Source organism: Collinsella sp. AF15-51 (assembly GCF_003462845.1).
Lineage (GTDB): Bacteria > Actinomycetota > Coriobacteriia > Coriobacteriales > Coriobacteriaceae > Collinsella.
The window spans coordinates 110,161-132,240 of the sequence record NZ_QRYG01000004.1; the positions used below are offsets into that span (position 1 = coordinate 110,161).

18 protein-coding genes and 2 tRNA genes are annotated in these 22,080 nt (G+C 60.6%); 13 read left to right on the top strand and 7 right to left on the bottom strand.

The window, feature by feature from the left end:
* Positions 1 to 38 precede the first annotated feature (38 nt).
* Both DWW51_RS03660 and DWW51_RS03665 read right to left on the bottom strand, forming a co-directional pair.
* On the bottom strand, positions 39 to 2,753 hold the full coding sequence (locus tag DWW51_RS03660; RefSeq protein ID WP_117773551.1) for an HAD-IC family P-type ATPase: 2,715 nt from the start codon (positions 2,751 to 2,753) through the stop codon (positions 39 to 41).
* A gap of 76 nt (positions 2,754 to 2,829) precedes the next feature.
* A tRNA-Arg gene (locus tag DWW51_RS03665) sits at positions 2,830 to 2,906 on the bottom strand.
* Positions 2,907 to 3,110: 204 nt separating this feature from the next.
* Between DWW51_RS03665 and aroF the strand changes: the two genes are divergently transcribed.
* From aroF to DWW51_RS03715, 10 genes are all read left to right on the top strand, one after another.
* Positions 3,111 to 4,133, top strand: coding sequence for a 3-deoxy-7-phosphoheptulonate synthase (aroF, locus tag DWW51_RS03670; RefSeq protein ID WP_117773552.1), 1,023 nt, complete (start codon positions 3,111 to 3,113; stop codon positions 4,131 to 4,133).
* A 3-nt stretch (positions 4,134 to 4,136) separates the two neighbouring features.
* Complete coding sequence (locus DWW51_RS03675) at positions 4,137 to 5,051, top strand: prephenate dehydrogenase/arogenate dehydrogenase family protein (protein ID WP_117773553.1); 915 nt, start codon at positions 4,137 to 4,139, stop codon at positions 5,049 to 5,051.
* Positions 5,052 to 5,087: 36 nt separating this feature from the next.
* Positions 5,088 to 6,194 carry a 3-dehydroquinate synthase gene (aroB, locus tag DWW51_RS03680; RefSeq protein ID WP_117773554.1) on the top strand — a complete coding sequence of 369 codons (1,107 nt, stop codon included), beginning with the start codon at positions 5,088 to 5,090 and terminating at the stop codon, positions 6,192 to 6,194.
* A complete protein-coding gene (gene aroA / locus DWW51_RS03685) occupies positions 6,188 to 7,507 on the top strand; it encodes a 3-phosphoshikimate 1-carboxyvinyltransferase (protein ID WP_117773555.1) in 1,320 nt (439 codons plus the stop codon). Before aroB ends, aroA begins: the two co-directional genes overlap by 7 nt.
* Position 7,508: 1 nt before the next feature.
* Positions 7,509 to 8,606 (top strand): chorismate synthase, encoded by a 1,098-nt coding sequence (gene aroC, locus DWW51_RS03690; RefSeq protein ID WP_117773556.1) that lies wholly within the window; start codon positions 7,509 to 7,511, stop codon positions 8,604 to 8,606.
* A 66-nt stretch (positions 8,607 to 8,672) separates the two neighbouring features.
* A complete protein-coding gene (gene pheA / locus DWW51_RS03695) occupies positions 8,673 to 9,818 on the top strand; it encodes a prephenate dehydratase (protein ID WP_117773557.1) in 1,146 nt (381 codons plus the stop codon).
* On the top strand, positions 9,819 to 11,069 hold the full coding sequence (locus DWW51_RS03700; RefSeq protein WP_117773558.1) for a shikimate kinase: 1,251 nt from the start codon (positions 9,819 to 9,821) through the stop codon (positions 11,067 to 11,069).
* Positions 11,070 to 11,133: 64 nt separating this feature from the next.
* Positions 11,134 to 11,571 (top strand): type II 3-dehydroquinate dehydratase, encoded by a 438-nt coding sequence (gene aroQ / locus DWW51_RS03705; RefSeq protein WP_117583259.1) that lies wholly within the window; start codon positions 11,134 to 11,136, stop codon positions 11,569 to 11,571.
* A gap of 130 nt (positions 11,572 to 11,701) precedes the next feature.
* A complete protein-coding gene (locus DWW51_RS03710; RefSeq protein WP_117583260.1) occupies positions 11,702 to 12,151 on the top strand; it encodes a DUF4869 domain-containing protein in 450 nt (149 codons plus the stop codon).
* Positions 12,151 to 13,149 carry a hypothetical protein gene (locus DWW51_RS03715; RefSeq protein ID WP_117773559.1) on the top strand — a complete coding sequence of 333 codons (999 nt, stop codon included), beginning with the start codon at positions 12,151 to 12,153 and terminating at the stop codon, positions 13,147 to 13,149. The genes DWW51_RS03710 and DWW51_RS03715 overlap by 1 nt, the downstream gene beginning before the upstream one ends.
* Positions 13,150 to 13,189: 40 nt before the next feature.
* Here the strand turns inward: DWW51_RS03715 and DWW51_RS03720 are convergent, their stop codons facing one another.
* The 4 genes from DWW51_RS03720 to DWW51_RS03735 form a co-directional block, all read right to left on the bottom strand.
* Complete coding sequence (locus tag DWW51_RS03720) at positions 13,190 to 14,176, bottom strand: acyltransferase family protein (RefSeq protein ID WP_117773560.1); 987 nt, start codon at positions 14,174 to 14,176, stop codon at positions 13,190 to 13,192.
* 75 nt (positions 14,177 to 14,251) lie between these two features.
* Positions 14,252 to 14,328 (bottom strand) — tRNA-Arg (locus DWW51_RS03725).
* A 54-nt stretch (positions 14,329 to 14,382) separates the two neighbouring features.
* Positions 14,383 to 15,150, bottom strand: a complete 768-nt coding sequence (locus tag DWW51_RS03730; protein WP_006236046.1) for an ABC transporter ATP-binding protein — start codon at positions 15,148 to 15,150, stop codon at positions 14,383 to 14,385.
* A gap of 11 nt (positions 15,151 to 15,161) precedes the next feature.
* A complete protein-coding gene (locus DWW51_RS03735; protein WP_231501564.1) occupies positions 15,162 to 16,007 on the bottom strand; it encodes an ABC transporter permease in 846 nt (281 codons plus the stop codon).
* Between the two features lie 160 nt (positions 16,008 to 16,167).
* Here DWW51_RS03735 and DWW51_RS03740 point away from each other — a divergent pair, with 160 nt between their 5' ends.
* Genes DWW51_RS03740 through DWW51_RS03750 form a run of 3 tightly spaced genes read left to right on the top strand, consistent with a single transcriptional unit; the run spans position 16,168 to position 20,509 of the window.
* Entirely contained in the window at positions 16,168 to 17,139 is a 972-nt protein-coding gene (locus tag DWW51_RS03740) for a glycosyltransferase family 2 protein (protein WP_117773561.1), read from the top strand.
* 6 nt (positions 17,140 to 17,145) lie between these two features.
* Positions 17,146 to 18,114: a glycosyltransferase family 2 protein gene (locus tag DWW51_RS03745; RefSeq protein WP_089573422.1), complete on the top strand. Its 969-nt coding sequence runs from the start codon at positions 17,146 to 17,148 to the stop codon at positions 18,112 to 18,114.
* Positions 18,098 to 20,509, top strand: coding sequence for a YfhO family protein (locus DWW51_RS03750; protein ID WP_117773562.1), 2,412 nt, complete (start codon positions 18,098 to 18,100; stop codon positions 20,507 to 20,509). Before DWW51_RS03745 ends, DWW51_RS03750 begins: the two co-directional genes overlap by 17 nt.
* 37 nt (positions 20,510 to 20,546) lie before the next feature.
* Here DWW51_RS03750 and DWW51_RS03755 read toward each other — a convergent pair whose 3' ends face one another.
* Complete coding sequence (locus tag DWW51_RS03755) at positions 20,547 to 22,001, bottom strand: sugar nucleotide-binding protein (RefSeq protein ID WP_117773563.1); 1,455 nt, start codon at positions 21,999 to 22,001, stop codon at positions 20,547 to 20,549.
* Positions 22,002 to 22,080 lie beyond the last annotated feature (79 nt).

Consider the following 22,080-nt stretch of genomic DNA (forward strand, 5'->3'; position numbering starts at 1 on the left):
ATCCCCGTCCCAGAAGAATCATCCCTGAAGGCCGCGGACTACTTCTTTTTCTTGGGCATCGAGACTTTGATGCCTTGGGCGGACTTGGTCACGCGGGAGCGCTTAGCGCCCGTGGGCTTCTTTTTCATGGGCTGGGCCTGGGCCACGCCCTCGAGTGCGCGGGCCTCGGCCTCGCGAACGGTGCGAGCTTCGCGGCGCTGCGCCATGTCGGCGACGACGCGCTTGGCAAAACGCTCGGCCGTCGAACCCGTCGAGCTCACCTTGCCGCCACCGCGACCCAAGCGGACGCGCACACCGCGGCCAAAACCAGTTGCGGCATGACGACGACGCGGCTTGAGCGAATCCATCATCGTGGCGAGCTTAAAGAACACCGAGCAGGTAATGACCACGATGACAGCCAAGATAACCATCTGGCCCATCGACAGGTTGGCAATAGACAGCAGCTTCGGGAATCCGATAACGCCCACCAGGATGCCGGCAACTACAAACACAAAGAGCGCCACACGTAAGGGCGTGAGGGGCTGCGAGATACGCCAGATCAGGCTGACGCTCGCCGCGCACGACGTAAGTAGGCACATCGTAGACAGCGTAAGCTGGCTAAAGCCAAACACGCGCGCCACAAAGATATCGAGCGCCGCGGCCAAAATGACCGCAATCGACGCCGGCAGTGCCCGCTTGAGCACGTTCGTCAGGAACGACCCCTTCACGCGAGCGTTGTTGGGCTCCAGGCCCAACACAAAGCCCGGCGCGCCGATGCAGAAGAAGTTGATGAGCGTCATCTGAATCGGCTCGAAAGGGTACGGCGGCAGCGCGATGCACAGCGCCGCCAGGCCCATCGAGAACAGCGTCTTGGTCAAGAACAGCGAAGCCGAACGCTGCAGGTTGTTGATGGAGCGACGGCCCTCGGCCACCACGGCGGGCATCGAGGCAAAGTCGTTGTCGACAAGTACGATCTCGGCCACGTTACGCGCGGCATCGGAGCCGGCCGCCATGGCCACGGAGCAGTCGGCCTCCTTGAGCGCCAGCACGTCGTTGACGCCGTCGCCTGTCATGGCCACGGTGTGCTCGCGGCGCTTGAGGGCCTGCACGAGCTCACGCTTCTGCTGCGGGGTCACACGACCAAAGACATGGTAGCGGTCCACTGCGGCATCGAGCTTGGCCGGCGTATCGAGCGTCGTGGCGTCCACATAAGCGTCCGCCCCCGGCACGCCCACCACGCGCGCGATCGACGACACCGTACGCGGGTCGTCGCCACTGATCACGTTGAGGGTCACGCCCTGCTCGTTAAAGTACCCGATGGTCTCGGCGGCCGAGGTGCGGATCTCGTCGCGAATGGTCACAAAGCCCACGGGCTCGGCCTCGCCCACCATATCGCCATCGGGCGTAAAGCCGTCCACGCAGGCTACCACAAGCACGCGGCAGGTGTCGGCAAGTTCGGCCACGCGGTTCTCGACCTGCGAAAAGGCGCGCTCTGAAAGCACAAATTGCGCCGCGCCCATCACATAGGAGCCCTGCGCAAACGAGGCACCGCTCCACTTTTTGGACGACGAGAACGGAATGACCGACAGCGGCTCAGACACCTCGACCGGGCGGTCGGCGTAGTAGTTGAGCAGCGCCTGGCAGGTCTCGTTGGCATCGGCCGAGGTCGCACGTGCGACGTTAGCCAGCGCAAAATCGAGCACCGTGGTATCGACGGGAACGGCGGCGTCGCCCTCCCCCGCACCCATACCCTCGACCGGCAGCGGATAGGTACCCTCGACCTCCATGCGGCCCGACGTGATGGTGCCCGTCTTGTCCAGGCACAGCACGTCGACGCGCGCGAGCGTCTCAATGCAGTAGAGCTGCTGCGCGAGTACCTTGCGGCGGGCCAGGCGCACCGTGGCGATGGCGAGCACCGACGAGGTCAGCAGCACCAGGCCTTGCGGGATCATGCCCAGCAGGGCGCCCACCGTGGACAGCAGCGCCGACGAAGGCACATGACCAGCCAACAGCTCGGAGAAGCACCACGAAAGCGCGCTATTGCCTGGGGTTCCCGCGGCATCCCACAGCTCGCTCACGCTCGAGGCAAACAACGCCAAACCGAGCGGGATCATGATGATGCTCGCAAAGCGCACGATGGCGTTAAGCGCGTTCATGATCTCGGAATTGACCTTTTTGACGTACTTGGCCTCGTTATTAATTTTGGCCACGTAGTTGTCGGCGCCGACATGGATCACGCGGGCGCGCAGCAGACCCGAGTCGATAAAGCTGCCGCTCATGAGCTCGGAACCGGGCTGTTTCTTAATAAGATCGCTCTCGCCCGTCAGCAGGCTCTCGTTCACGAGAGCCTCGCCCGAAACCACCACGGCGTCAGCGGGGATCTGGTCGCCGCGCCCCAGGCGGATGATGTCGTCGAGCACGATCTGGTCCAGGTCGAGCTCCACCTCGGAGCCGTCGCGCACCGCGATGGCCTTCTTGGAGGTCAGCAGCGTGAGCTTATCGACCATCTTTTTGGAACGCATGGACTGAATGACGCCAATAGCGGTATTGAGGAACACCACGAACAGGAACGTCAGATTCTTAAACGAACCGGTCAAAATGACCAGGAACGCCAAGATCACGTTGATCAAATTGAACAGCGTGCAGAGGTTCTCGATGATGAGCTCCTTGACCGACTTGGTCTTGAGCTCCATGTTGCGGTTGATCTTACCGGCGGCGATGCGCTCCTCGACCTCGGCGGTCGAGAGTCCGCGCTCGATATCCGTTGCTGCCATACCACGTCCCATCACGTCGCGTCGGTATAAGAAAAACCGCCCGGACCATGCGAGGTTCGGACGGTCTCACGTTCGATGGTGCCCCATGTTGGATTCGAACCAACGGCCTTCTGCTCCGGAGGCAGACGCTCTAATCCCCTGAGCTAATAGGGCCAACGCTTGGCATTATACCCAAGTGCACCACGGGCTATCAAAATAAAAGAAAAAGCTTTGCAATTCCGAGGAAGACGCGGCTCAACGGCCCACTTTAGAAGGCAAAAGCGAGTCAGATAGTATAAACTCTCATGCACCATATGTACACGGCTCGCGATGCGGGCCGTTTTTGCAAGGGTTATCCATCGAGGTGAGAGGCACACCATGATTGCAATTTTAAAAGAGAGCGCCAGCGACGAGGCCGTCAGCCATATCGTCAGCTGGATTGAGAAAAAGGGCCTGAAGACCGATGTCTCGCGCGGCGAGAATGAGACGATCATCGGCCTGGTGGGCGATACGACCAAGATCGACCCGTTCCTGCTCGAGTCCATGGATGTCGTCGAGCGCGTGCAGCGCGTCTCCGAGCCGTTCAAGCGCGCCAACCGCAAGTTCCACCCCGAGGACTCCGTCATCGACTGCGGCCACGGCGTCAAGATCGGCGGCGATCAGTTCCAGGTCATCGCCGGCCCGTGCTCCGTCGAGGGCGAGAACCTCATCCGCATCGCCCGCCGCGTGAAGGCCGCCGGTGCCACGATGCTGCGCGGCGGCGCCTACAAGCCCCGCACTTCCCCGTACGCCTACCAGGGCATGGGCCCTGCTGGCCTGGACCTGCTGTGCGAGGCGTCTGCCGAGCTCGACATGCCGATCGTCACCGAGATCATGGACCCGCGCGACGTGCAGGTCTTCCTGGACAAGAAAATCGACGTCATGCAGATCGGCGCCCGCAACGCACAGAACTTCCCCCTGCTCAAAGAGGTCGGCAAGACCAAGACCCCGATCCTGCTCAAGCGCGGCATGTCCGGCACCGTCGACGAGCTGCTTATGGCAGCCGAGTACATCATGAGCGAGGGCAACGACAACGTTATCCTGTGCGAACGCGGCATCCGCACCTTCGAAACCCGTACTCGCAACACCTTCGACCTTAACGCCGTGCCGGTGCTGCACCATCTGTCACACCTGCCCGTCGTCGCCGACCCCAGCCACGCCACCGGTTACACCCGCTACGTTGAGCCCATGGCGCTCGCCGCGACTGCCTGCGGCGCCAACGGTCTGGAGATCGAGGTCCACGACGACCCAAGCCACGCTTGGTCCGACGGCGCTCAGGCCCTCACCCCCGACCAGTTCGACGACACCATGCGCCGCATCCACGCCATCCGCGAGGTCGTCTGCCAAGAGACCATGGAGTAGCCCATGGGTACCGTGAGAAACGCGCGCGTTAACCAGGGTGGCCCCAAGTGCGCCGGCGTCGTGGGCCTGGGCCTCATTGGCGGCAGCTTTGCCCGCGGCTATGCGCAGGCGGGCGTCCGCGTGCTGGCCTGGGACCCCGATGACGACGTCATGACGGCCGCCAGTATGGGCACCGTTGCCGGCGAGCTCAACGACGAGACGCTCGGCAAATGCGACATCATCGTGCTGGCCTGCTACCCCGAGGCATGCATCGAGTGGCTCGAGGCGCACGCCCAGGCACTCGCCGACGCCACCGACACCGAGGCCATCATGGGCCCCGTGGTGATCGACACCGTAGGCGTCAAGGGCATCGTGTGCGAGCGCGCCTTTGAGCTTGCCCGCGAGCACGGTTTTTACTTTGTGGGCGCGCACCCCATGGCGGGCACGCAGTTCTCGGGCTACGCGCATTCCCGCGCCGACCTGTTCCAGGACGCACCGCTCGTGCTTGTACCGCCCGCAGTGGACGACGCACTCAAGCTGGAGCTTTTGGGCCAGGTGCGCGAGATGGTACGCCCCCTGGGCTTTGGCAAGTTCAGCGTAACGAGCGCCGCCGAGCACGACCGCGTCATCGCCTTTACGAGCCAGCTCGCGCACGTCGTCTCCAACGCCTATGTTAAGAGCCCGACCGCTCAGGTCCACCACGGCTTTTCGGCCGGCAGCTACCGCGACCTCACCCGCGTGGCACACCTCAATCCTCAGATGTGGTCCGAGCTCATGATCGACGACGCCGATGCGCTCGCCTTCGAGATCGACCATCTGATCGAATCGCTTGGCGCCTACAGCCGCGCCCTTAAGGACCGCGACCAGCGCTATCTGGAGAATCTCCTTGCCGAGGGCGACCGCATTAAGCGCGCGCTCGACGACGAGGCCTCCCACTAGACCACCCATCACGCCAGGTCGAAAGGACCGAAGCTTATGGCGATTACCATCGATATCGACACTGCACGCCCCTACCAGGTGCATGTTGGCACGTTTTTGCTGGAGCAGGCGGGGCCGCTCGTGCGCGCCACCGCCGGCGGCATCCGCGCCGTCATCGTGACAGACACCAACGTGGGCCCGCTCTACCAGATGCCCGTTAAGCAGAGCCTGGAGGCGTCAGGCTACGAGGTGAGCATCTGCACCTTCGAGGCCGGCGAGGCCCATAAGCGCGCCGAGACCTATGTTGCCATTTTGGAGTTTGTGGCCGAGCACGAGCTTTCGCGCTCCGACGTGATCGTGGCACTCGGCGGCGGCGTCGTGGGCGACGTGGCGGGCTTTGTGGCCGCCACCTACATGCGCGGCTGCAAGTTTGTGCAGATCCCGACGAGCCTGCTCGCCATGGTGGATTCGTCGGTGGGCGGCAAGACCGCCATAGACCTGGCTGCCGGCAAGAACTTGGCCGGCGCCTTTTGGCAGCCGAGCGTGGTTATCGCCGACGTGGGGTGCCTGGCCACCCTCACGCCCGAGCAGTTCGCCGACGGCTGCGGCGAGGTCGTCAAGCACGCCGTAATCGCCGACCCGGAGCTTTTCGCCGAGCTGGAGAAGACCCCGCTCACGCTGGAGCTGCTCAACCGCGATGTGGCTCGCGTGGCGCTTATCATTGCCCGCAATATCGACATCAAGCGCGCCGTGGTCGTCGCCGACGAGCGCGAAACCAACCAGCGCAAGCTCCTCAACTTTGGACACAGTGCCGGACATGCCGTCGAGGCCTGCGAGCACTTTGAGCTGGGACACGGCAACTGCGTGTCGATCGGCATGGGTATCATCACGCGCGCCGCAGCCCTGCACGGCGTTTGCGATGCTGCCCTTCCCGGTCGTATTGAGGAACTCTGCGCCCGCCATAGCCTCAAGACCCGCTGCGACCTAGATGCCGATGCCGTCTTTGCCGAGGCGCTCCACGACAAGAAGCGCGCGGGCGACACCATCGATCTGGTGATTCCGCACGGCATTGGCCGCTGCAGCATCGACCGCACACCACTTTCCACTTTCCACGAACTCATTGCCGAGGGCCTCGGCCAGAAGGGAGACGCATCCGCATGCTAGCCCGCATCACCCCGTCCCCGCTCAAGGGCACCGTTCCCGCCATCGCGTCCAAGTCGATGGCGCATCGCCTGATCATCTGCGCTGCGCTTGCCAACGGCGAGACACACGTCACCTGCAATACCACCTGCGCCGACATCGAGGCTACGGTGCGTTGCCTTACGGCACTCGGCGCCCGCATTGAAACCGTCGAGGACGGCTTCCAGGTCCACCCCACCATGAAGAGTATTGAGTTTGGCCTGCTCAAGGCCCTTGCCGGCGGCACGCTTGACTGCGGTGAAAGTGGCTCCACGCTGCGCTTTATGCTGCCTGTCGCCTGCGCGCTGGGTGCGGATGCCACCTTCGTAGGCCAGGGCCGCCTGGGCGCCCGCCCGCTCTCCCCGCTCTCGGACGAGATCATCGCCGCCGGCTGCGACCTACAGGGTCTGGGCGGTTTTCCGCTCAAGACGAGCGGCCGCATGCGCCCGGGCACCTTTGTGCTTCCGGGCAACGTGAGCTCGCAGTACATCTCGGGCCTGCTGCTGGCAGCCCCGCTGCTGGCCCAGCCCTCCTGCGTGCAGGTAACCGGCCTCATCGAGAGCCGCCCCTACATCAACCTGACGATACAGGCCATGAAGGCCTTTGGCGTCGAGGTCAACGTCGAGCGCATTCCGGCCAAGGACGGCCAGCCCGAGGTCACGAACTTCCGCGTGAGCAGTGGCTCGTACCGCACGCCCGGCAGCGTGGCCGTCGAGGGCGACTGGTCCAACGCCGCCTTTTGGCTGTGCGCCGGCGCCATCGGTACCGACCCAATCACCGTCGAGGGCGTGTCGCTAAGCTCCGCACAGGGCGACCGTAACGTGCTTGCCGCGCTTTCGCGCTTTGGCGCCCGCATCGTGCGCTCCACCAACGCCGCCACCGTGCAGTCCGACAAGCTCGCCGGCTTTGAGATGAGTGCCCACGACATTCCGGACCTGGTGCCCGTCATCTCGGCCGTGGCCTCGCTGGCACAGGGCCGCACCTTTATCCGCGATTGTGCCCGTCTGCGCATCAAGGAATCCGACCGCTTGGTCACCACCACCCGCGAGCTCACCGCGCTGGGCGCGCAGGTGCGCATTGCCGGCGACGACCTCATCATCAAGGGCGTCGACGCCTTTACCGGCGGCGAGGTCGATTCGCACAACGACCATCGCATCGCCATGATGGCCGCTATCGCCGCGAGCCGCGCCACCGGCGAGGTCGTGATCCACGGTGCCGAGGCCGTCAACAAGTCCTATCCCGATTTCTTCGACCACTACCGCCTGCTGGGCGGCAAGGTCACACTCGAGGAGGAATAGCATGTCCTCGACCTTTGGCAACGTCTTGCACTTAAGCATCTTCGGCCAGTCGCACTCCCCCGCCATCGGCTGCTCTCTCGATGGCATCCCGGCGGGCATCGCTGTTGACCAGGAGCGGCTGCAGGCCTTCCTTGACCGTCGTGCCCCCGGTCGCGACGAGACCGCGACCAAACGCCGCGAGGCCGACGCCGCCCACATCATCGCCGGTGTGGTCGATGGACATACCACGGGAGCACCCATCGCCGCGATTATCGAGAACACCAACACGCGCTCAAAGGACTATTCCGAGCTGCGCCGCAAGCCCCGCCCCGGACACGCGGATTTTCCGGCGCGCGTGAAGTATCACAACATGCACGATGTCGCTGGTGGCGGGCATTTCTCCGGCCGCCTGACGGCACCCCTGTGTATCGCCGGCGGCATTGCGCTGCAGGCACTCGAGGCCCGCGGCATTCAGGTCATGGCGCACGTCGCGCAGATCGGCGGCATCTCCGACCTGCCGATGGACGATATGGTCTATCGCGAGGCCGATCGCAAGGCGATCCTTACGAACGATCTGCCGTGCATTGATGCCGCCGCAGCCGGCCGCATGCGCGAGGAGGTTCTGGCCGCGCGCGACGAGCTCGACAGCATCGGCGGCATCGTGGAGTGCGGCATTTACGGGCTTCCCACGGGCATCGGCGACCCCATGTTCGACGGCATCGAGAACCGCATCGCGCAGATCGCGTTTGGCATTCCCGCCGTAAAGGGCGTGGAGTTTGGCATGGGCTTTGCCGTGGCCGCCATGCGCGGCAGCGAGAATAACGATCCGTATCGCATCGATGCCGAGACCGGCGAGATCGAGGTCGAATCCAACAACGCCGGCGGCATCCTGGGCGGCATTTCGACCGGCGCGCCCGTCATGTGGCGCATGGCCGTAAAGCCCACGCCCTCCATTGGCCGCGAGCAGCAGACGGTGGACATGGACGCTATGGAAAATGCCGAGCTCTCGGTCCACGGCCGCCACGATCCCTGCATCGTCCCGCGCGCCGTCCCCGTAGCCGAAGCAGCCGCAGCGCTGGCCATCTGGGACGCCCTCCTCGAGGACGCCGCCCAGCTTTAGCCCACCTCAACCCAGGTGATTTTTCTGGGACAGCCAGACAACATTCCCAGTATGAAAGGGGCCCCTATGGACCTTGCCGATATTCGCCAGGCCATCGACGGCATCGATACCACGCTCCTCAACAGCTTTGTCGAGCGCATGGATATTGCCACCGAGGTCGCCAAGTCTAAAATCGAGATGGGCAAGGCCGTCTTCGACCCCGCCCGCGAGCGCTCCAAACTCAACAACCTCGCCGGCCGCGCGCCCGAGCGCTACGAGGCCCAGACCATCGCCCTGTTTCGTCTCCTCATGAGCATGAGCAAGGCCGAGCAGCAGCGCTACATCAACGAGCTCAAAGGCATTACGATCTCGCAAAAGGCCCACGCCACGGCCACGGCCTTTTACACACCCTTCCCCCAGACGGCCAGCGTTGCCTGCCAGGGCGTCGAAGGCGCCTACAGCCAGATAGCCGCGTGCAAGCTCTTCGACATACCCGACATCGCGTTCTTCGAGACCTTTGAGGGCGTCATGCGCGCCGTGCGCGACGGCTTCTGCGAGTTTGGCGTGCTGCCCATCGAAAACTCCACCGCCGGCTCGGTCAACGCCGTGTACGACCTGCTCGCCCAGTTCGACTTCCATATCGTGCGCTCGCTGCGCCTCAAGATCGATCATAACCTGCTCGTCAAGCCCGGCACCAAGCTCGCAGACGTGCGCGAGGTCTACAGCCATGGCCAAGCCATCGCCCAGTGCGCCGGCTTTATCGAGACCCACGGCCTGCACGCCACCAAGTACCCCAACACCGCCATGTCGGCCGAGATGGTAGCCAACTCCGAACGCACCGACGTCGCCGCCATCGCCTCGCGCAGCTGTGCGGCGCTCTACGGCCTGGAGGTGCTGGAGCCCAATATCCAGGACTCGGACAATAACTACACGCGCTTTGTCGTCATCAGCCGCGAGCCGCGCGTCTATCCCGGTGCCAACCGTACCTCGCTCATGATCACCACGGCCAATGAGCCGGGCGCCCTCTATCGCGTGCTCGAGCGCTTCTACGCGCTCAACATCAACCTTATCAAGCTCGAGAGCCGACCCATCCCCGGGCACGACTTTGAGTTTATGTTCTACTTTGACCTGGACTGCCCCTTTGGCAGCAAGGCCCTCGACGACCTGCTCGATTCCATCGACGACGTGTGCGAGAGCTTCACCTACTTTGGCAGTTACACGGAGGTGCTCTAGATGACCGATACCGCCGCAACCCGCCCCTACGGCGTGCTGGGCCGCGTGCTGGGCCACAGCTACACCCCAACCATCTACAAGGAGCTCGCGGGGCTCGAGTACGTGCGCTTTGAGCGCGAGCCCGAGGACCTCCAGGCTTTTATGACGGGTGACGAATGGGAGGGCACCAACGTGACCATCCCCTACAAGCGCGCCGTCATGGAATACCTGGACGAGCTGAGCCCGCTGGCCGAACGAATGGGCAACGTCAACACCATCACACGCCTGTCTGACGGCCGTTTGCGCGGCGACAACACCGACTACTTTGGTTTTCAGTGCCTGGTCGAGGAGCTGGGCGTAGAGGTTGCCGGCAAGAAGGCCCTCGTACTCGGTGCCACCGGTGGCGCAGGAACCACGGCCAGCATGGTACTCGCCGACCTGGGCGCCATCGTCGCGCCGGTCGGCCGCACGAGCGAGGTCAACTACGACAACATCGCACAGCAGTCCGACGCCGCGTTGCTCGTCAACTGCACGCCTGCCGGTATGTTCCCCCACTGCCCCGACGCGCCTTGCACGCTCGAGGGGCTCGATGCGCTCGAGGGCGTCATCGACATTGTCTACAACCCTGCACGCACGGGACTCATGCTCGAGGCCGAGCGCCGCGGCATCCCCTACATCGGCGGTCTGCTCATGCTCGTGGCCCAGGCGGCGCAAGCCGTTGAGCGCTACACCGGCCAGGTCACTCCGCGCGAGCGCATTCTGGACGTAACGGAGCGCCTGTCACGCCGCGAGCAGAACATCGCGCTGATCGGCATGCCGGGCTCGGGCAAGACCCGTGTGGGCGAGCAGATTGCCCTGCTCACGGGGCGAGAGCACATCGACCTGGACCGCGCCCTCGAGGAGCGCCTGGGCAGGCCCTGCGCCGACTTTATCGTCGAGAGCGGCGAGGCGGCCTTCCGCGAGCAGGAGACGGCGGTGCTGGCCGGCATCTCCAAGTGCAGCGGCCTGGTGCTTTCCACGGGCGGCGGCGTGGTCACGCGCGACGAGAACTACCCGCTACTGCACCAGAACAGCCAGATCGTGATGCTCAACCGCAAGCTCGACGAACTCGCCCACAAGGGACGCCCCATCACCGCCCGCGATGGTATCGACAAGCTGGCCGAGCAGCGCATGCCGCGCTACCGAGCCTGGGCCGACTACATCATCGACTCGCGCGACTGCGCCGCCAACACCGCCCAAACCCTCCTCGACACCCTCCCACCCGCTCTCTAATCAAAACCACCACAAAGGGGACAGGCAACTTTGTGGTGGTTTTCCAATCGCAAAGGAAGCAACCATGAAAGCACTCGTCATCAACGGCCCCAACCTCAACATGCTCGGCATTCGCGAGCCGGGCATCTATGGCAGCGACAACTACGACCGTTTAGTGCAGATCTGCCAGGAAGCGGGCGCCGCACAGGGCTTCGACGAGGTCGAGGTCTTCCAGTCCAACCACGAGGGCAGCATCGTCGACAAGATTCAGGAGGCTTACGGGAAGGTCGACGGCATCGTCATCAACCCGGCGGCATACACGCACACGAGCGTCGCGATCCTCGACGCCCTCAAGGCCGTCGCCATCCCTGCCGTCGAGGTCCACATCAGCGCCGTCGAGACCCGCGAGGACTTCCGTCAGGTGAGCTACGCCCGCCTGGCCTGCTTCGCCACCATCACCGGCGAAGGCCTCCAAGGCTACGCTCACGCGTTAGAGCTGCTGAAAGAGCGTCTCGAAAAGTAGCCTCGCGAGCAAATCCATCAACGCGATTCGCACGCCAATAATGCCAGTGCCGCCAGCAGCAACCTCACTACTGGCGGCACTTTATTACTGGCATATAATCGTTGCAGTCACAAAACGTCTGGAGACGCTCATGTTAAGCATCCATCTGGGAGATTACCCCCGTTCCATCTACGATACCGAAACCTATTTTAGGAACTCATACCTGGATTCCTGGTTCGAGGACCCTATGGCAGCGCAGATGATTAAAGGCGTTGACGGTTCAGAGCTCATCGGCCCCCACAACATCATCAGCAAACAGCTCGGTTCGATTACGCCCCTCGAGCTTTCCGGCGGCGTTAAAACGCTACTTCTGGTGCGCAATCTCCCAAACATGGTGTTCAATGCATCCACTTGCGGAGATAACTGCGCCCGCTGGCTGCTCAAAATTGGCAAAGAACAGGATGTGCTGGTAACCCTTTACCACATCATGAAATTCCCCTGGAAGCATTTTGAGATTCGCATTAATAACGATGGCCGCATCGTTAGAAACATGCAGGAGTTTGTCGGCGCCACGAATGACTTTTTGGATGTTGATGAGTAATGAAGGGAACACACACTGTTGTCGTGGAGCGCGCAAAAGTCAAATACACGCTCACCTTTAAACGCAATATTTCCTTCATCCGTGGCAACAGCGGCACGGGCAAAACGACGCTCATCTCAATGATTCGCGACTACAACGACCGAGGACCGGAAAGCGGCGTTGCACTTAGCTCCGACGTGCCTTGCGAAACGCTTTCCGGCAGACACTGGGAGCGCGAGCTGTCGATCATCGAAGATTCAATCGTCTTTCTAGATGAGGGCAACGAGTTTATCTACTCAAAGGACTTCGCCAAAGCCATCAACGGATCATCCAACTATTTTGTTCTGATATCTCGTCGCGACGCCAACGAACTCCCCTATAGTGTCGACGAAATCCTAAAACTGGTCAACACGACGAGCAAGGTGATCAACGGGCGAAAAAGCGACCGTCGTTATTACTCAGTGACCAAACCGGTATATGACCATACGGCCAGCATGCTGTACCAAGACCTAAACACGGGGTTCGAAATATCCGACGCCGTAGTTGTCGAGGACAGTAAGTCGGGATATCAATTCTACAGCGCTCTGTGCAATCGGTTGGGAATCCCCTGCTATACCGCCACCGGCGTTGCGAATCTAAAACGTACGATTCACGAATGCCCTGAGCAAAACGTTCTTGCCATAGGAGACGGCGCAGCGTTTGGTCCCTACATCGAAAAGGTGCTGGGACAGCGCGTTTACAAGAACGTTCGCTTGTTCCTCCCGGAATCATTTGAGTGGACACTTCTGCAATCTGGCCTCATTCCCAGCAACGATATCCCAAAGATTCTCGAGGACCCCTCGAACTACATCGAGAGCCGCGACTACCTGAGCTGGGAGCGGTTCTTCACCGACGTATTGATCAAGTACTCGGCAAACACTCGCTATGCCTACAAAAAGGCAAAGCTCAACGAGCAGTATCTCAAGCCGCAAGCGATAAGTACAGTTGCAAGCGTTTTGCCCGAGTGTCTGAAGGCATAATGACAGCGGGGAGGACCAACTTGGTCCTCCCCGCTTTTAATTACGCCTTCTTAATCACGAACGCCAATCCAATATCGCAGGCACAGCGTACGATTGACGCGAAGAGCCACGATGCTGGCAGCGTCATAAGCAGCGGCATGGTCTGCCAGGGGATAAACCAATCGACCGCGTGGATTGCAAAGATGGCAAGACTGGCCTGTCCGCAGAACACGAGGGCTTGTTCAAAGGACCCCAAAACCGGCACGTCTTTCAACTTCTCCAGCGCCATGGAAACCCAGCACACGCAGTAGCTGCCGGCAAGAGCGGCAACTGTCGCAACCACAAACCCATCCACGCGGCGGCTCGAAAGCTCAAGCCCACTCAGCGCGCCAAGGACAAGCCAAGCGACACCGGCTCCAATAAACAGCAGAGGCTTGCTCACGCTCGGCTCCAGCCCCCTTTGGCGCGCCGTATAGCCAACCCACATCAGCAGCACAATATAGCAGCTCAGATCCAAATCGAGCGGCAGGTAAACTCCCATTAAGCGAGACACGCTCAATCCGCAAAAGGCAATCGCGGCACAGACAACACCCTGCCAAACTACCCCAATCCCGCGGCGATCAAACAGCCGCACAAGTACATTAAACAGTAGGCGCGACGTAAACAGCGCCGCCAAAAACCATGCCATGCCAACGGCGGTAACGCCAAGCCCAGGCACATCAACGCCCGAGGCAAACACAAGCGTCTTAAGCCCCGCAACCAGCGTACCGCTCGTCAAAGGAGCGCCGCTCATCAAGAACGTCGGCACCTGCCACGCCAGTGCAAGAACCACATACGGCACCAGCAGGCGCGACACCGAACCACTCAGCAGCTCGCGCCACGGCTTCGGCCTAAACGTATACCCGGCAAGAATAAAGAACACCGGCATGTGAAAAGAGAAGATCGCGTGCCGCAAGGGAGAGGGATTTGGGACGGTGTGCCCCACAATGACCAGAATAATTGCGATCCCCTTTGCAATATCGATCCAGTCGAGCCTTTTGCTTCCCATTGCGAACCCTTCAAAACCACAGCACACAAGATGAAAAAAGCCCAGACCTCCAAGCGGTCCGGGCTTAATAAACGATGGTGCTCCATGGCGGATTCGAACCGTCGACCTTGGGATTAGAAGTCCCCTGCTCTATCCAACTGAGCTAATGGAGCATATAACCGCACGCCCAAGCAAGCGCAAGCCTGTCAGGCGCAAGTAATTATAACCTAGTTGAACTGCTCGCGGTACGCCTTGCAGACCTCATCGACCGGGCCGTCCATGCGAAGGTCACCCTTCTCAATCCAAACGGCACGCTGGCAGATGCGTTCAACCTGCTCCATGGAGTGCGAAACGAACAGAACCGTCACGTCGCCGCTCTGGATAAAGTGCTGGATGCGGGCCTCGCACTTCTGCTGGAAGAACACATCACCGACGGACAGCGTCTCGTCAACGATCAGAATATCGGGCTCGGTAATCGTCGCGATTGCAAAGGCAATACGCGCAACCATGCCCGAGGAGAAGTTCTTAAGCGGCATGTCGACAAAGTTCTGAAGCTCAGCGAACTCGATAATGCCGTCAAAGTTGGCGTCGATGAACTCCTTGGTATAGCCGAGCAGGGCGCCGTTCAGATAGATGTTCTCGCGTGCGGTCAGCTCAGGATCAAAGCCGGCACCAAGCTCAATCAGCGGCGCGATGTTACCGTGCACCTTAACGCTGCCCTCGCTTGGCTCAAGCACGCCAGCGATAATCTTGAGCATCGTAGACTTGCCGGAGCCATTGGTGCCAACCAGACCCACGACCTCGCCACGATGAATATCAAACGAAATATGCTTAAGCGCCCTAAACTCCTCAAAGAACAACTCGTGCTTGGCAAGCTTGATGAAGTACTCCTTGAGGTTGGTCAGCGACTCGGACGCCATGTTAAAGATCATGGTGACGTCGTCGACCTCGACAGCCAGAGGCTGCTCGCTGTAATCAACAACAGATTCAGTCATCACAGCACTCCTTAGATGTAGAGGATGAACTTGCGCTCGGACTTATGGAACACGGTATAGCCAATAACAAGCGCAAGAACCGCCCAAGCAGCGCACATACCAAACGTCATAAGCGAGGGCGTAGTTTGGAACAGAAAGATATCGCGCATAAACTGCAGGTAGTTGTACATGGGGTTCGCATACATCAAGATACGCACGAGATGCGGCATTTGCGCAATATAGTCAGTCGTCCAGAAGATGGGCGTAATATAAGTCCACGCCGTAATGACTACGCTCCACAGATGCATAACGTCGCGGAAAAAGACCGTAAGAGCAGAGAGCATCATGCCCAGGCCCATGCAGAAGCACATAAGCAGCAGCAGGCAAACCGGCAGCAGAATCAGGTGCCAAGAAGGCATAACGCGGAACCACAGCATGACGATGGCGACGGCGACCAGCGAGAAGGCAAAGTTCACCAGCGAGAAAAGCACTTTCTGCACCGGGAAGACCCAGCGGTGCACCTTAACCTTCTTGAGCAGAGGGGCAGCACCCACGATCGACGTTAGGGCCTGGTTCGTGGACTCGGACATGACGGCAAAGGTAACGTTACCCACGATCAAGTACAGCGGGTACATCTCGGGCGTCATTGATCCATTGCGGCCCTGGCCAAAAATCGTCGAGAACACGATGGCCATGACGATCATCATCAGCAGCGGGTTGAGAACCGACCATGCGACGCCCAGAACGCTACGGCGATACTTGATCTTAAAATCCTTGGTAACCAGCTGACGAAGGATAAACGCGTCCTTCTCAAATTCGTTCTTAGCAAACGTCGCAGGCAGACTGCGAGTTTCTTGTTGCTTTGTCTGATCCGACACGGATGCAACTCCTTTACTCGTAATCGTTGACAAACGAACAGTATAGACCCGACGGCCATGCAAACGATTCGCGCAACAAAACTGGAGAACTAACCCACATCTTAGGATGCCAAGCCCAAACGGCTATACTTTCAAGAATTGAATGTATAAGGAGCATTGAGTGAATTCTGAATCCATCGCCGTCATCATCCCCTGCTACAACGAAGCCCTCACGATCGGCAAAGTCATCGACGACTTTCACCGCGAGCTTCCGCAAGCGACGGTCTATGTCTATGACAACAACTCGTCGGACGATACCTCACGCATCGCCACCGAGCACGGCGCCACGGTCCGCTTTGAGCCCCGTCAGGGAAAGGGCAACGTGTGCCGCCAGATGTTTCGCGATATCGACGCCGATTGCTACCTGATGGTCGACGGCGACGACACCTACCCCGCCGAGGCGGCCAAGGCCCTCTGCGAGCCTATCCTCAACGGCGCGGCCGATATGACCGTAGGCGACCGCCTTTCCAACGGCACCTACGCCGAGGAAAACAAGCGTGCTTTCCACGGCTTTGGCAACAATCTGGTCCGCGCCATGATCAGGTGGATCTATGGCTACAGCTTCGATGATGTCATGACCGGCTACCGCGCCATGAGCCGCCCGTTCGTTAAAACCTTCCCTGTGCTTTCCGAGGGCTTCCAGATCGAAACCGAGCTCTCGATCCACGCCGTCGACCACCGCTGGCGCATCAAAGATGTGCCCATCGAGTACCGCGACCGTCCGGAAGGCTCCGAATCCAAGCTCAATACCGTGAGCGACGGCATTAAAGTCGTCGCGATGATCGGCACGCTGTTCAAGGACTACCGCCCGCTGAAGTTCTTCAGCCTCGTCGCGCTTCTGTTTGCGGTGATCGGCCTCGCCCTGGGCATGCCCATCGTTGTCGAGTATTTCCAGACCGGCCTCGTTCCGCGCTTCCCCACCGCCATGCTCGCCGCGTCGTTTATGTTCCTGTGCGGCCTGAGCCTTGCAACCGGATTCATCCTGGATTCTGTAGCAAAGGTCGAAAAAAAGCAGTGGGAGGTCAACGTATATAGCAAGTACGCCTACGACGACCAGCCCGGCCACCCTACTTCCAAGCCAAGCGAGAGGTAAACCACCATGCCGCTCATCTCCATCGTCGTGCCGTGTTACAACGAGCAGGAATCACTTCCGATCTTTCTCAAAGAGCTCGATGGCGTCGTTCGCATCATGACCCGGCAAGACCCCGGCATCTCCTTTGAAGCCGTCCTCATCGACGATGGCTCGGCAGACAAAACGCTCGCCGTCATGAAGGCAGAAGCTGCGGCGGCGCATCCATACGCCATCCGCTGGCACTCTTTCTCGCGCAACTTTGGCAAGGAGGCGGCACTACTCGCCGGACTCCAGCACGCAAAGGGCGACTATGTCGCCACCATGGATGCCGACATGCAGGACCCGCCCTCGCTCCTGCCGCAGATGTACGAGATCTTGCAAACCGAAGACTACGATAACGTCGCCACACGCAGGACCACCCGCGAAGGCGAGCCTCCCATCAGGTCGTTCTGCGCCCGTATGTTCTACAAGATCATCAACCGCATTTCCAAGGCCGACATCGTCGACGGAGCACGCGATTTTAGGCTCATGAAGCGACCTATGGTCAACGCCATCATCTCCATGGGCGAATACAATCGATTCTCCAAGGGCATCTACGGCTGGGTCGGCTTCAAGACCAAATGGCTCCCCTACGTAAACGTCAACCGCGTGGCCGGTGAGACCAAATGGAGCTTTTGGTCGCTGCTCCTCTATTCCATCGACGGCATCGTCGCGTTTTCCACGGCGCCACTCTCCCTCGCCGCCCTCACGGGTATCGTCTTCTGCCTCATCGCCATCATGGGATTTATCGTCATCCTGGTCAAAACGCTTGTTTGGGGCGATCCCGTAGGCGGATGGCCCTCCCTTGCCTGCCTCATTACGCTGTTTGGCGGCATGCAGCTCCTGTGCCTGGGAATCATTGGCGAGTACCTAGCAAAAGCCTACTTGGAGGCCAAGCACCGCCCCATCTATATCATTCGAGAATCCAACGAGGAATCTGATGACACGGCCCAATAACAGCACGCTCAAGAATGTGGCGTTCTACGCCGCCTGCTTCACGTTTTCCATCGCATTATTTGTCGCACTTGCAGAGGCGGGGCATGTCTACCCCTTTGGCGACAACTCGTTTCTCACCAACGATCTCAAATACCAATACATCGACTTCTTCGCGTGGTTTCGCCGCGTCCTTTTAGGCGAGGCAAACCTTCGCTATTCCTTCTCACAGGGCCTCGGTATGAACACATGGGGGCTCTATAGCTACTACCTCGCCAGCCCCTTCAACCTGCTCTGCGTGCTGTTTCCCGCAGACAAGCTGACGCTCTTCGTATTTGCCATAACCGCGCTCAAGCTTGGCTGCATCCACATCAGCAGCGCTTGGTATGTGCAAAAGCGCTTTGACCTTTCCAAGCCCGCCGCATTCTTGCTATCCCTCTCGTTCACGTTTTGCAGCTGGACCATCAGCAACCTGCGCAACCCACTCTGGATCGATTGCCTCATCCTGCTGCCCATCTGCGCCTACGGATGCTACGAGCTCATCCGCAAGCAGCGCATGATCCGCCTCGTCATCGCAACGGCGCTCAATGTCATGTTCTGCTGGTATACGGCCTACATCAGCATCCTGTTCCTCTGCATCTTCGTATTGGTCGAATTTGTCGATTATGTTGCAGAAGAAGGTTTTAGCTGGAAGCTCATGCTCGATCGGGCCCTGCGATTCGCCGGAGCTATCGCGCTCGGACTGCTTCTGTCCGCCTGGACCTTTTTGCCGACCATCCTTGCCATGTCCAAGGGCGGTCCCGTTCTAGCACTCGGCCCCCTACTTAAAACCAGCCTCAAGTCGCTCATCAGGGGCTTTCTTCCCTGCATGTGGGTAAGCAACGAAAGCACACCGCAGTTCTATTGCGGCATCGTCATGATGCTGCTTGCGGTGAGCCTGCTGGTTAACCGCACGGTTTCGATCAAGACGCGCATCGCAACACTCGTCGTCACGATAATCCTGGTCGCAAGCTCCGTTTTGAGCCCGCTCGAGTACATCTGGTGCGGCATGCGCGTTCCCAACGGCTTCTACTCGCGCACGGCTTTTTTGCTGAGCTTCTTTACGCTGTGGGCCGCAGGATACACACTGCAGAAACTCAAAGAGCGGCCAACATTGCGTCGAGCCCATCGTCCGGCCATCATCATGCCACTTCTGGCACTCACGGCAATTGAACTATTTGCCAACGCCCATGTTATGTGGAACCAGCTGTACACAGGCTATTCCGAAGAAGCCAACAGCGCCTATGTCGCCTCCGCTACCGACACGATCACGGCCATTCAAGACCAGACTTCGGCGTCGTTCTATCGCATTGACCGCACAACCACACGCGTCGACAGCGCCGCCCTCAACGAAGGCCTGGCGCTTGGGTACAACCAGTTGTCTTCGTATTCGTCTGCCAACAACCCGCAGGCCATCGCACTGCTCAACTCCCTTGGATACAGCAGCGTCGGCGAATTCTCGACCCGTTATGCCGAGCCCATTCTCGCCGTCGATGCCCTACTGGGAGTCAAGTATGCCATTCCCGAGAGCGCGCCTGCGGGATACGTTTCGGCCAAGACGAATCAGGCCGACTCCACAAGCGCGGTGTACGAGAACCCCTATGCGCTCAGCATTGGCGTCGCAGCCTCAAGCGATATCCAAAACAGCACGCTGAAAAACGAGAACCCCTTCGAAAAGCAGAACGACCTCTACAGCAAAATCCTAGGCCGCGAGGTCAAGCTCTATACCAAGATCGAGGCCACGAACACGGAGAATAGCGATAGCTTAAAGCAATGGAGCGTTACTGTACCGGCAAGCTCCATCGGGTATCTCTACATCAACAAAGATACGACTGCCGGCAGTTATTGGCCCGTCACCCTTACCATCAACCAGCGAACGATCGAAAACGAGGCCTGGAGATTCGACAATAATATCCGCCAGATTGCGGATGCATCGGACGCCCCGAGCCAGCATACGGTGTCAATCGGAGTCGCGGAGGGCTATACAGACATGCCCCAAGACAATGAGCCGGTCTTTTACGCCCTCAATCTGGACGTTTTCGAGCAGATTATTAGCGAGCTTAAGACGAACGAGTTTATTCCGACGGTTTTTAAGGACGGAAGGATCGAAGGCGAGTATACCGCCAAGGATGACGGCAACCTGCTGCTGAGCGTTCCGTACGATGAGGGCTGGAACGTAACGGTAAACGGAACCGCCGCAGAACTAACGCCCGCCGCCGATAAGGGCTTGTCATCCCTGAACATGCAGAAAGGCGCGAATAGGATCGTGATGACCTACAAGACTCCGGGCGCCCTTGCGGGGCTTGCAGTGAGTCTGGCGACCGCCGCCGCCCTTGTTGCAGCGGGGCTATTCACCAGGCATAAGAAAAGCCGCCGTTAACAAGCGGCGGCTTTTACGCTCGAAAAGTTAATAGCGGCTAGAGCGTCTTGAGGTACTCCCCCAGCTCTTCTTCCCAGTCGGGCATGTGGAAGCCGGCGGCCTCAAGCTTGGACAGGTCGAGCGCGGAGTGGACCGGGCGCGGGGCGACGGGGCCCGCGGCGTTCGCGTAGTAGTCGGCGGTGCTGACCGGCACGACCCTGTCCCCGTTGCCGTTGGCGGCCTCGAAGACGGCACGGGCGATGTCGGCCCAGCTCTTCACGGCACCGGAGCCGGTGCAGTCGTAGGTGCCGTAGGGGGCGTGCGTCCACAGCACATGGAAGATGGCCTCGGCCATGTCGCGTGTGAAGGTCAGGCGGCCCAGTTGGTCGTCCACGACCGTGACCTGCGCGAGCCCGTCCTCGGGGTCGGCTACGCGGTCGGAGAGGCCCCTCATGGTCTTGACGAAGTTGTGGCCCTCGCCGATGACCCAGGAGCTGCGCATGATGTAGTGGCGCGGGCAGCCGGCCACGGCGATGTCGCCGGCGGCCTTGGTCTGGCCGTAAACAGACAGCGGGCTGAGGGGCTCCTCCTCGTCATGCACCTCGGCGGTGCCGTCGAAGACGTAGTCGGAGGACACGTGGACGAGGGTGATCCCGTGCCCGGCGCAGGCGCGGGCGAGCAGTGCCGGGCCGATGGCGTTGGCCTTCCAGGCGATGACGCGGCCCTCGGGGGTCTCCGCCCTATCCACGGCGGTGTAGGCGCCGCAGTTGATCACGGTGCCGTAGAGCGACCAGTCGTACTGCGAATAGGCGTCCGGGTCGGACATGTCGAAGGTGTCGATGTCGCAGAAGTCGAAGTCCTTCGCCACGCCGCGCTCCTCGGCGAGCGCACGCACCGCATGGCCCAGCTGGCCGTTGCAGCCGGTGACGAGCGTCCTCTTGGGCGCCATGGGGACGACGTCCTTGAGCATCGGGTGGTTGAGGTCGGCATCGGAGACGGTGGCCTCGTCGAGCGGGATCGGCCACTCGATGGCGAGATCCGGGTCGGCGAGGTTCACGAAGGTGTAGGTCCTCTTCAGCTCCAGCGACCAGTGGGCGTCCACCAGGTACGTGTAGGCGGTGCCGTCCTCCAGGGCCTGGAAGGAGTTGCCCACGCCGCGCGGGACGTAGATGGCCTTCGACGGGTCGAGCGTGCAGGTGAACACCTTGCCGAAGGTCTCGCTTCCCTCGCGCAGGTCCACCCAGGCGCCGAAGACCGAGCCGCGCGCGACGGAGATGAACTTGTCCCAGGGCTCGGCGTGGATGCCGCGGGTGACGCCGCGGCTGTCGTTGTAGGAGATGTTGTTCTGGACGACGCGGAGGTCCGGGATGCCCAGGGCGCACATCTTGGCGCGCTGCCAGTTCTCCTTGAACCAGCCGCGCGAGTCGCCGTGGACGGCCAGGTCGACGACCTTGAGGCCCCCGATGCCGGTCTCGGCGACGGAGAGGTCCTTCTCGAATGCGATGTCTGCCATGTGGGAAAAGCTCCTATCGAAGAGGTCGGATAACCGGGGGCGCCCGCGCGGGGACGCAGGATCATCCCCATGCCCTGCG

What these genes read in the sequence shown, in the direction of transcription:
- DWW51_RS03730 (WP_006236046.1), bottom strand. Translation starts at nt 15,150, where the DNA reads ATGACTGAATCTGTTGTTGATTACAGCGAGCAGCCTCTGGCTGTCGAG.
- aroC (WP_117773556.1), top strand. Translation starts at nt 7,509, where the DNA reads ATGTCCTCGACCTTTGGCAACGTCTTGCACTTAAGCATCTTCGGCCAG.
- DWW51_RS03715 (WP_117773559.1), top strand. Translation starts at nt 12,151, where the DNA reads ATGAAGGGAACACACACTGTTGTCGTGGAGCGCGCAAAAGTCAAATAC.
- aroQ (WP_117583259.1), top strand. Translation starts at nt 11,134, where the DNA reads ATGAAAGCACTCGTCATCAACGGCCCCAACCTCAACATGCTCGGCATT.
- DWW51_RS03755 (WP_117773563.1), bottom strand. Translation starts at nt 22,001, where the DNA reads ATGGCAGACATCGCATTCGAGAAGGACCTCTCCGTCGCCGAGACCGGC.
- DWW51_RS03660 (WP_117773551.1), bottom strand. Translation starts at nt 2,753, where the DNA reads ATGGCAGCAACGGATATCGAGCGCGGACTCTCGACCGCCGAGGTCGAG.
- pheA (WP_117773557.1), top strand. Translation starts at nt 8,673, where the DNA reads ATGGACCTTGCCGATATTCGCCAGGCCATCGACGGCATCGATACCACG.
- DWW51_RS03750 (WP_117773562.1), top strand. Translation starts at nt 18,098, where the DNA reads ATGACACGGCCCAATAACAGCACGCTCAAGAATGTGGCGTTCTACGCC.
- aroF (WP_117773552.1), top strand. Translation starts at nt 3,111, where the DNA reads ATGATTGCAATTTTAAAAGAGAGCGCCAGCGACGAGGCCGTCAGCCAT.
- DWW51_RS03710 (WP_117583260.1), top strand. Translation starts at nt 11,702, where the DNA reads ATGTTAAGCATCCATCTGGGAGATTACCCCCGTTCCATCTACGATACC.
- DWW51_RS03700 (WP_117773558.1), top strand. Translation starts at nt 9,819, where the DNA reads ATGACCGATACCGCCGCAACCCGCCCCTACGGCGTGCTGGGCCGCGTG.
- DWW51_RS03745 (WP_089573422.1), top strand. Translation starts at nt 17,146, where the DNA reads ATGCCGCTCATCTCCATCGTCGTGCCGTGTTACAACGAGCAGGAATCA.
- DWW51_RS03675 (WP_117773553.1), top strand. Translation starts at nt 4,137, where the DNA reads ATGGGTACCGTGAGAAACGCGCGCGTTAACCAGGGTGGCCCCAAGTGC.
- aroA (WP_117773555.1), top strand. Translation starts at nt 6,188, where the DNA reads ATGCTAGCCCGCATCACCCCGTCCCCGCTCAAGGGCACCGTTCCCGCC.
- DWW51_RS03720 (WP_117773560.1), bottom strand. Translation starts at nt 14,176, where the DNA reads ATGGGAAGCAAAAGGCTCGACTGGATCGATATTGCAAAGGGGATCGCA.
- aroB (WP_117773554.1), top strand. Translation starts at nt 5,088, where the DNA reads ATGGCGATTACCATCGATATCGACACTGCACGCCCCTACCAGGTGCAT.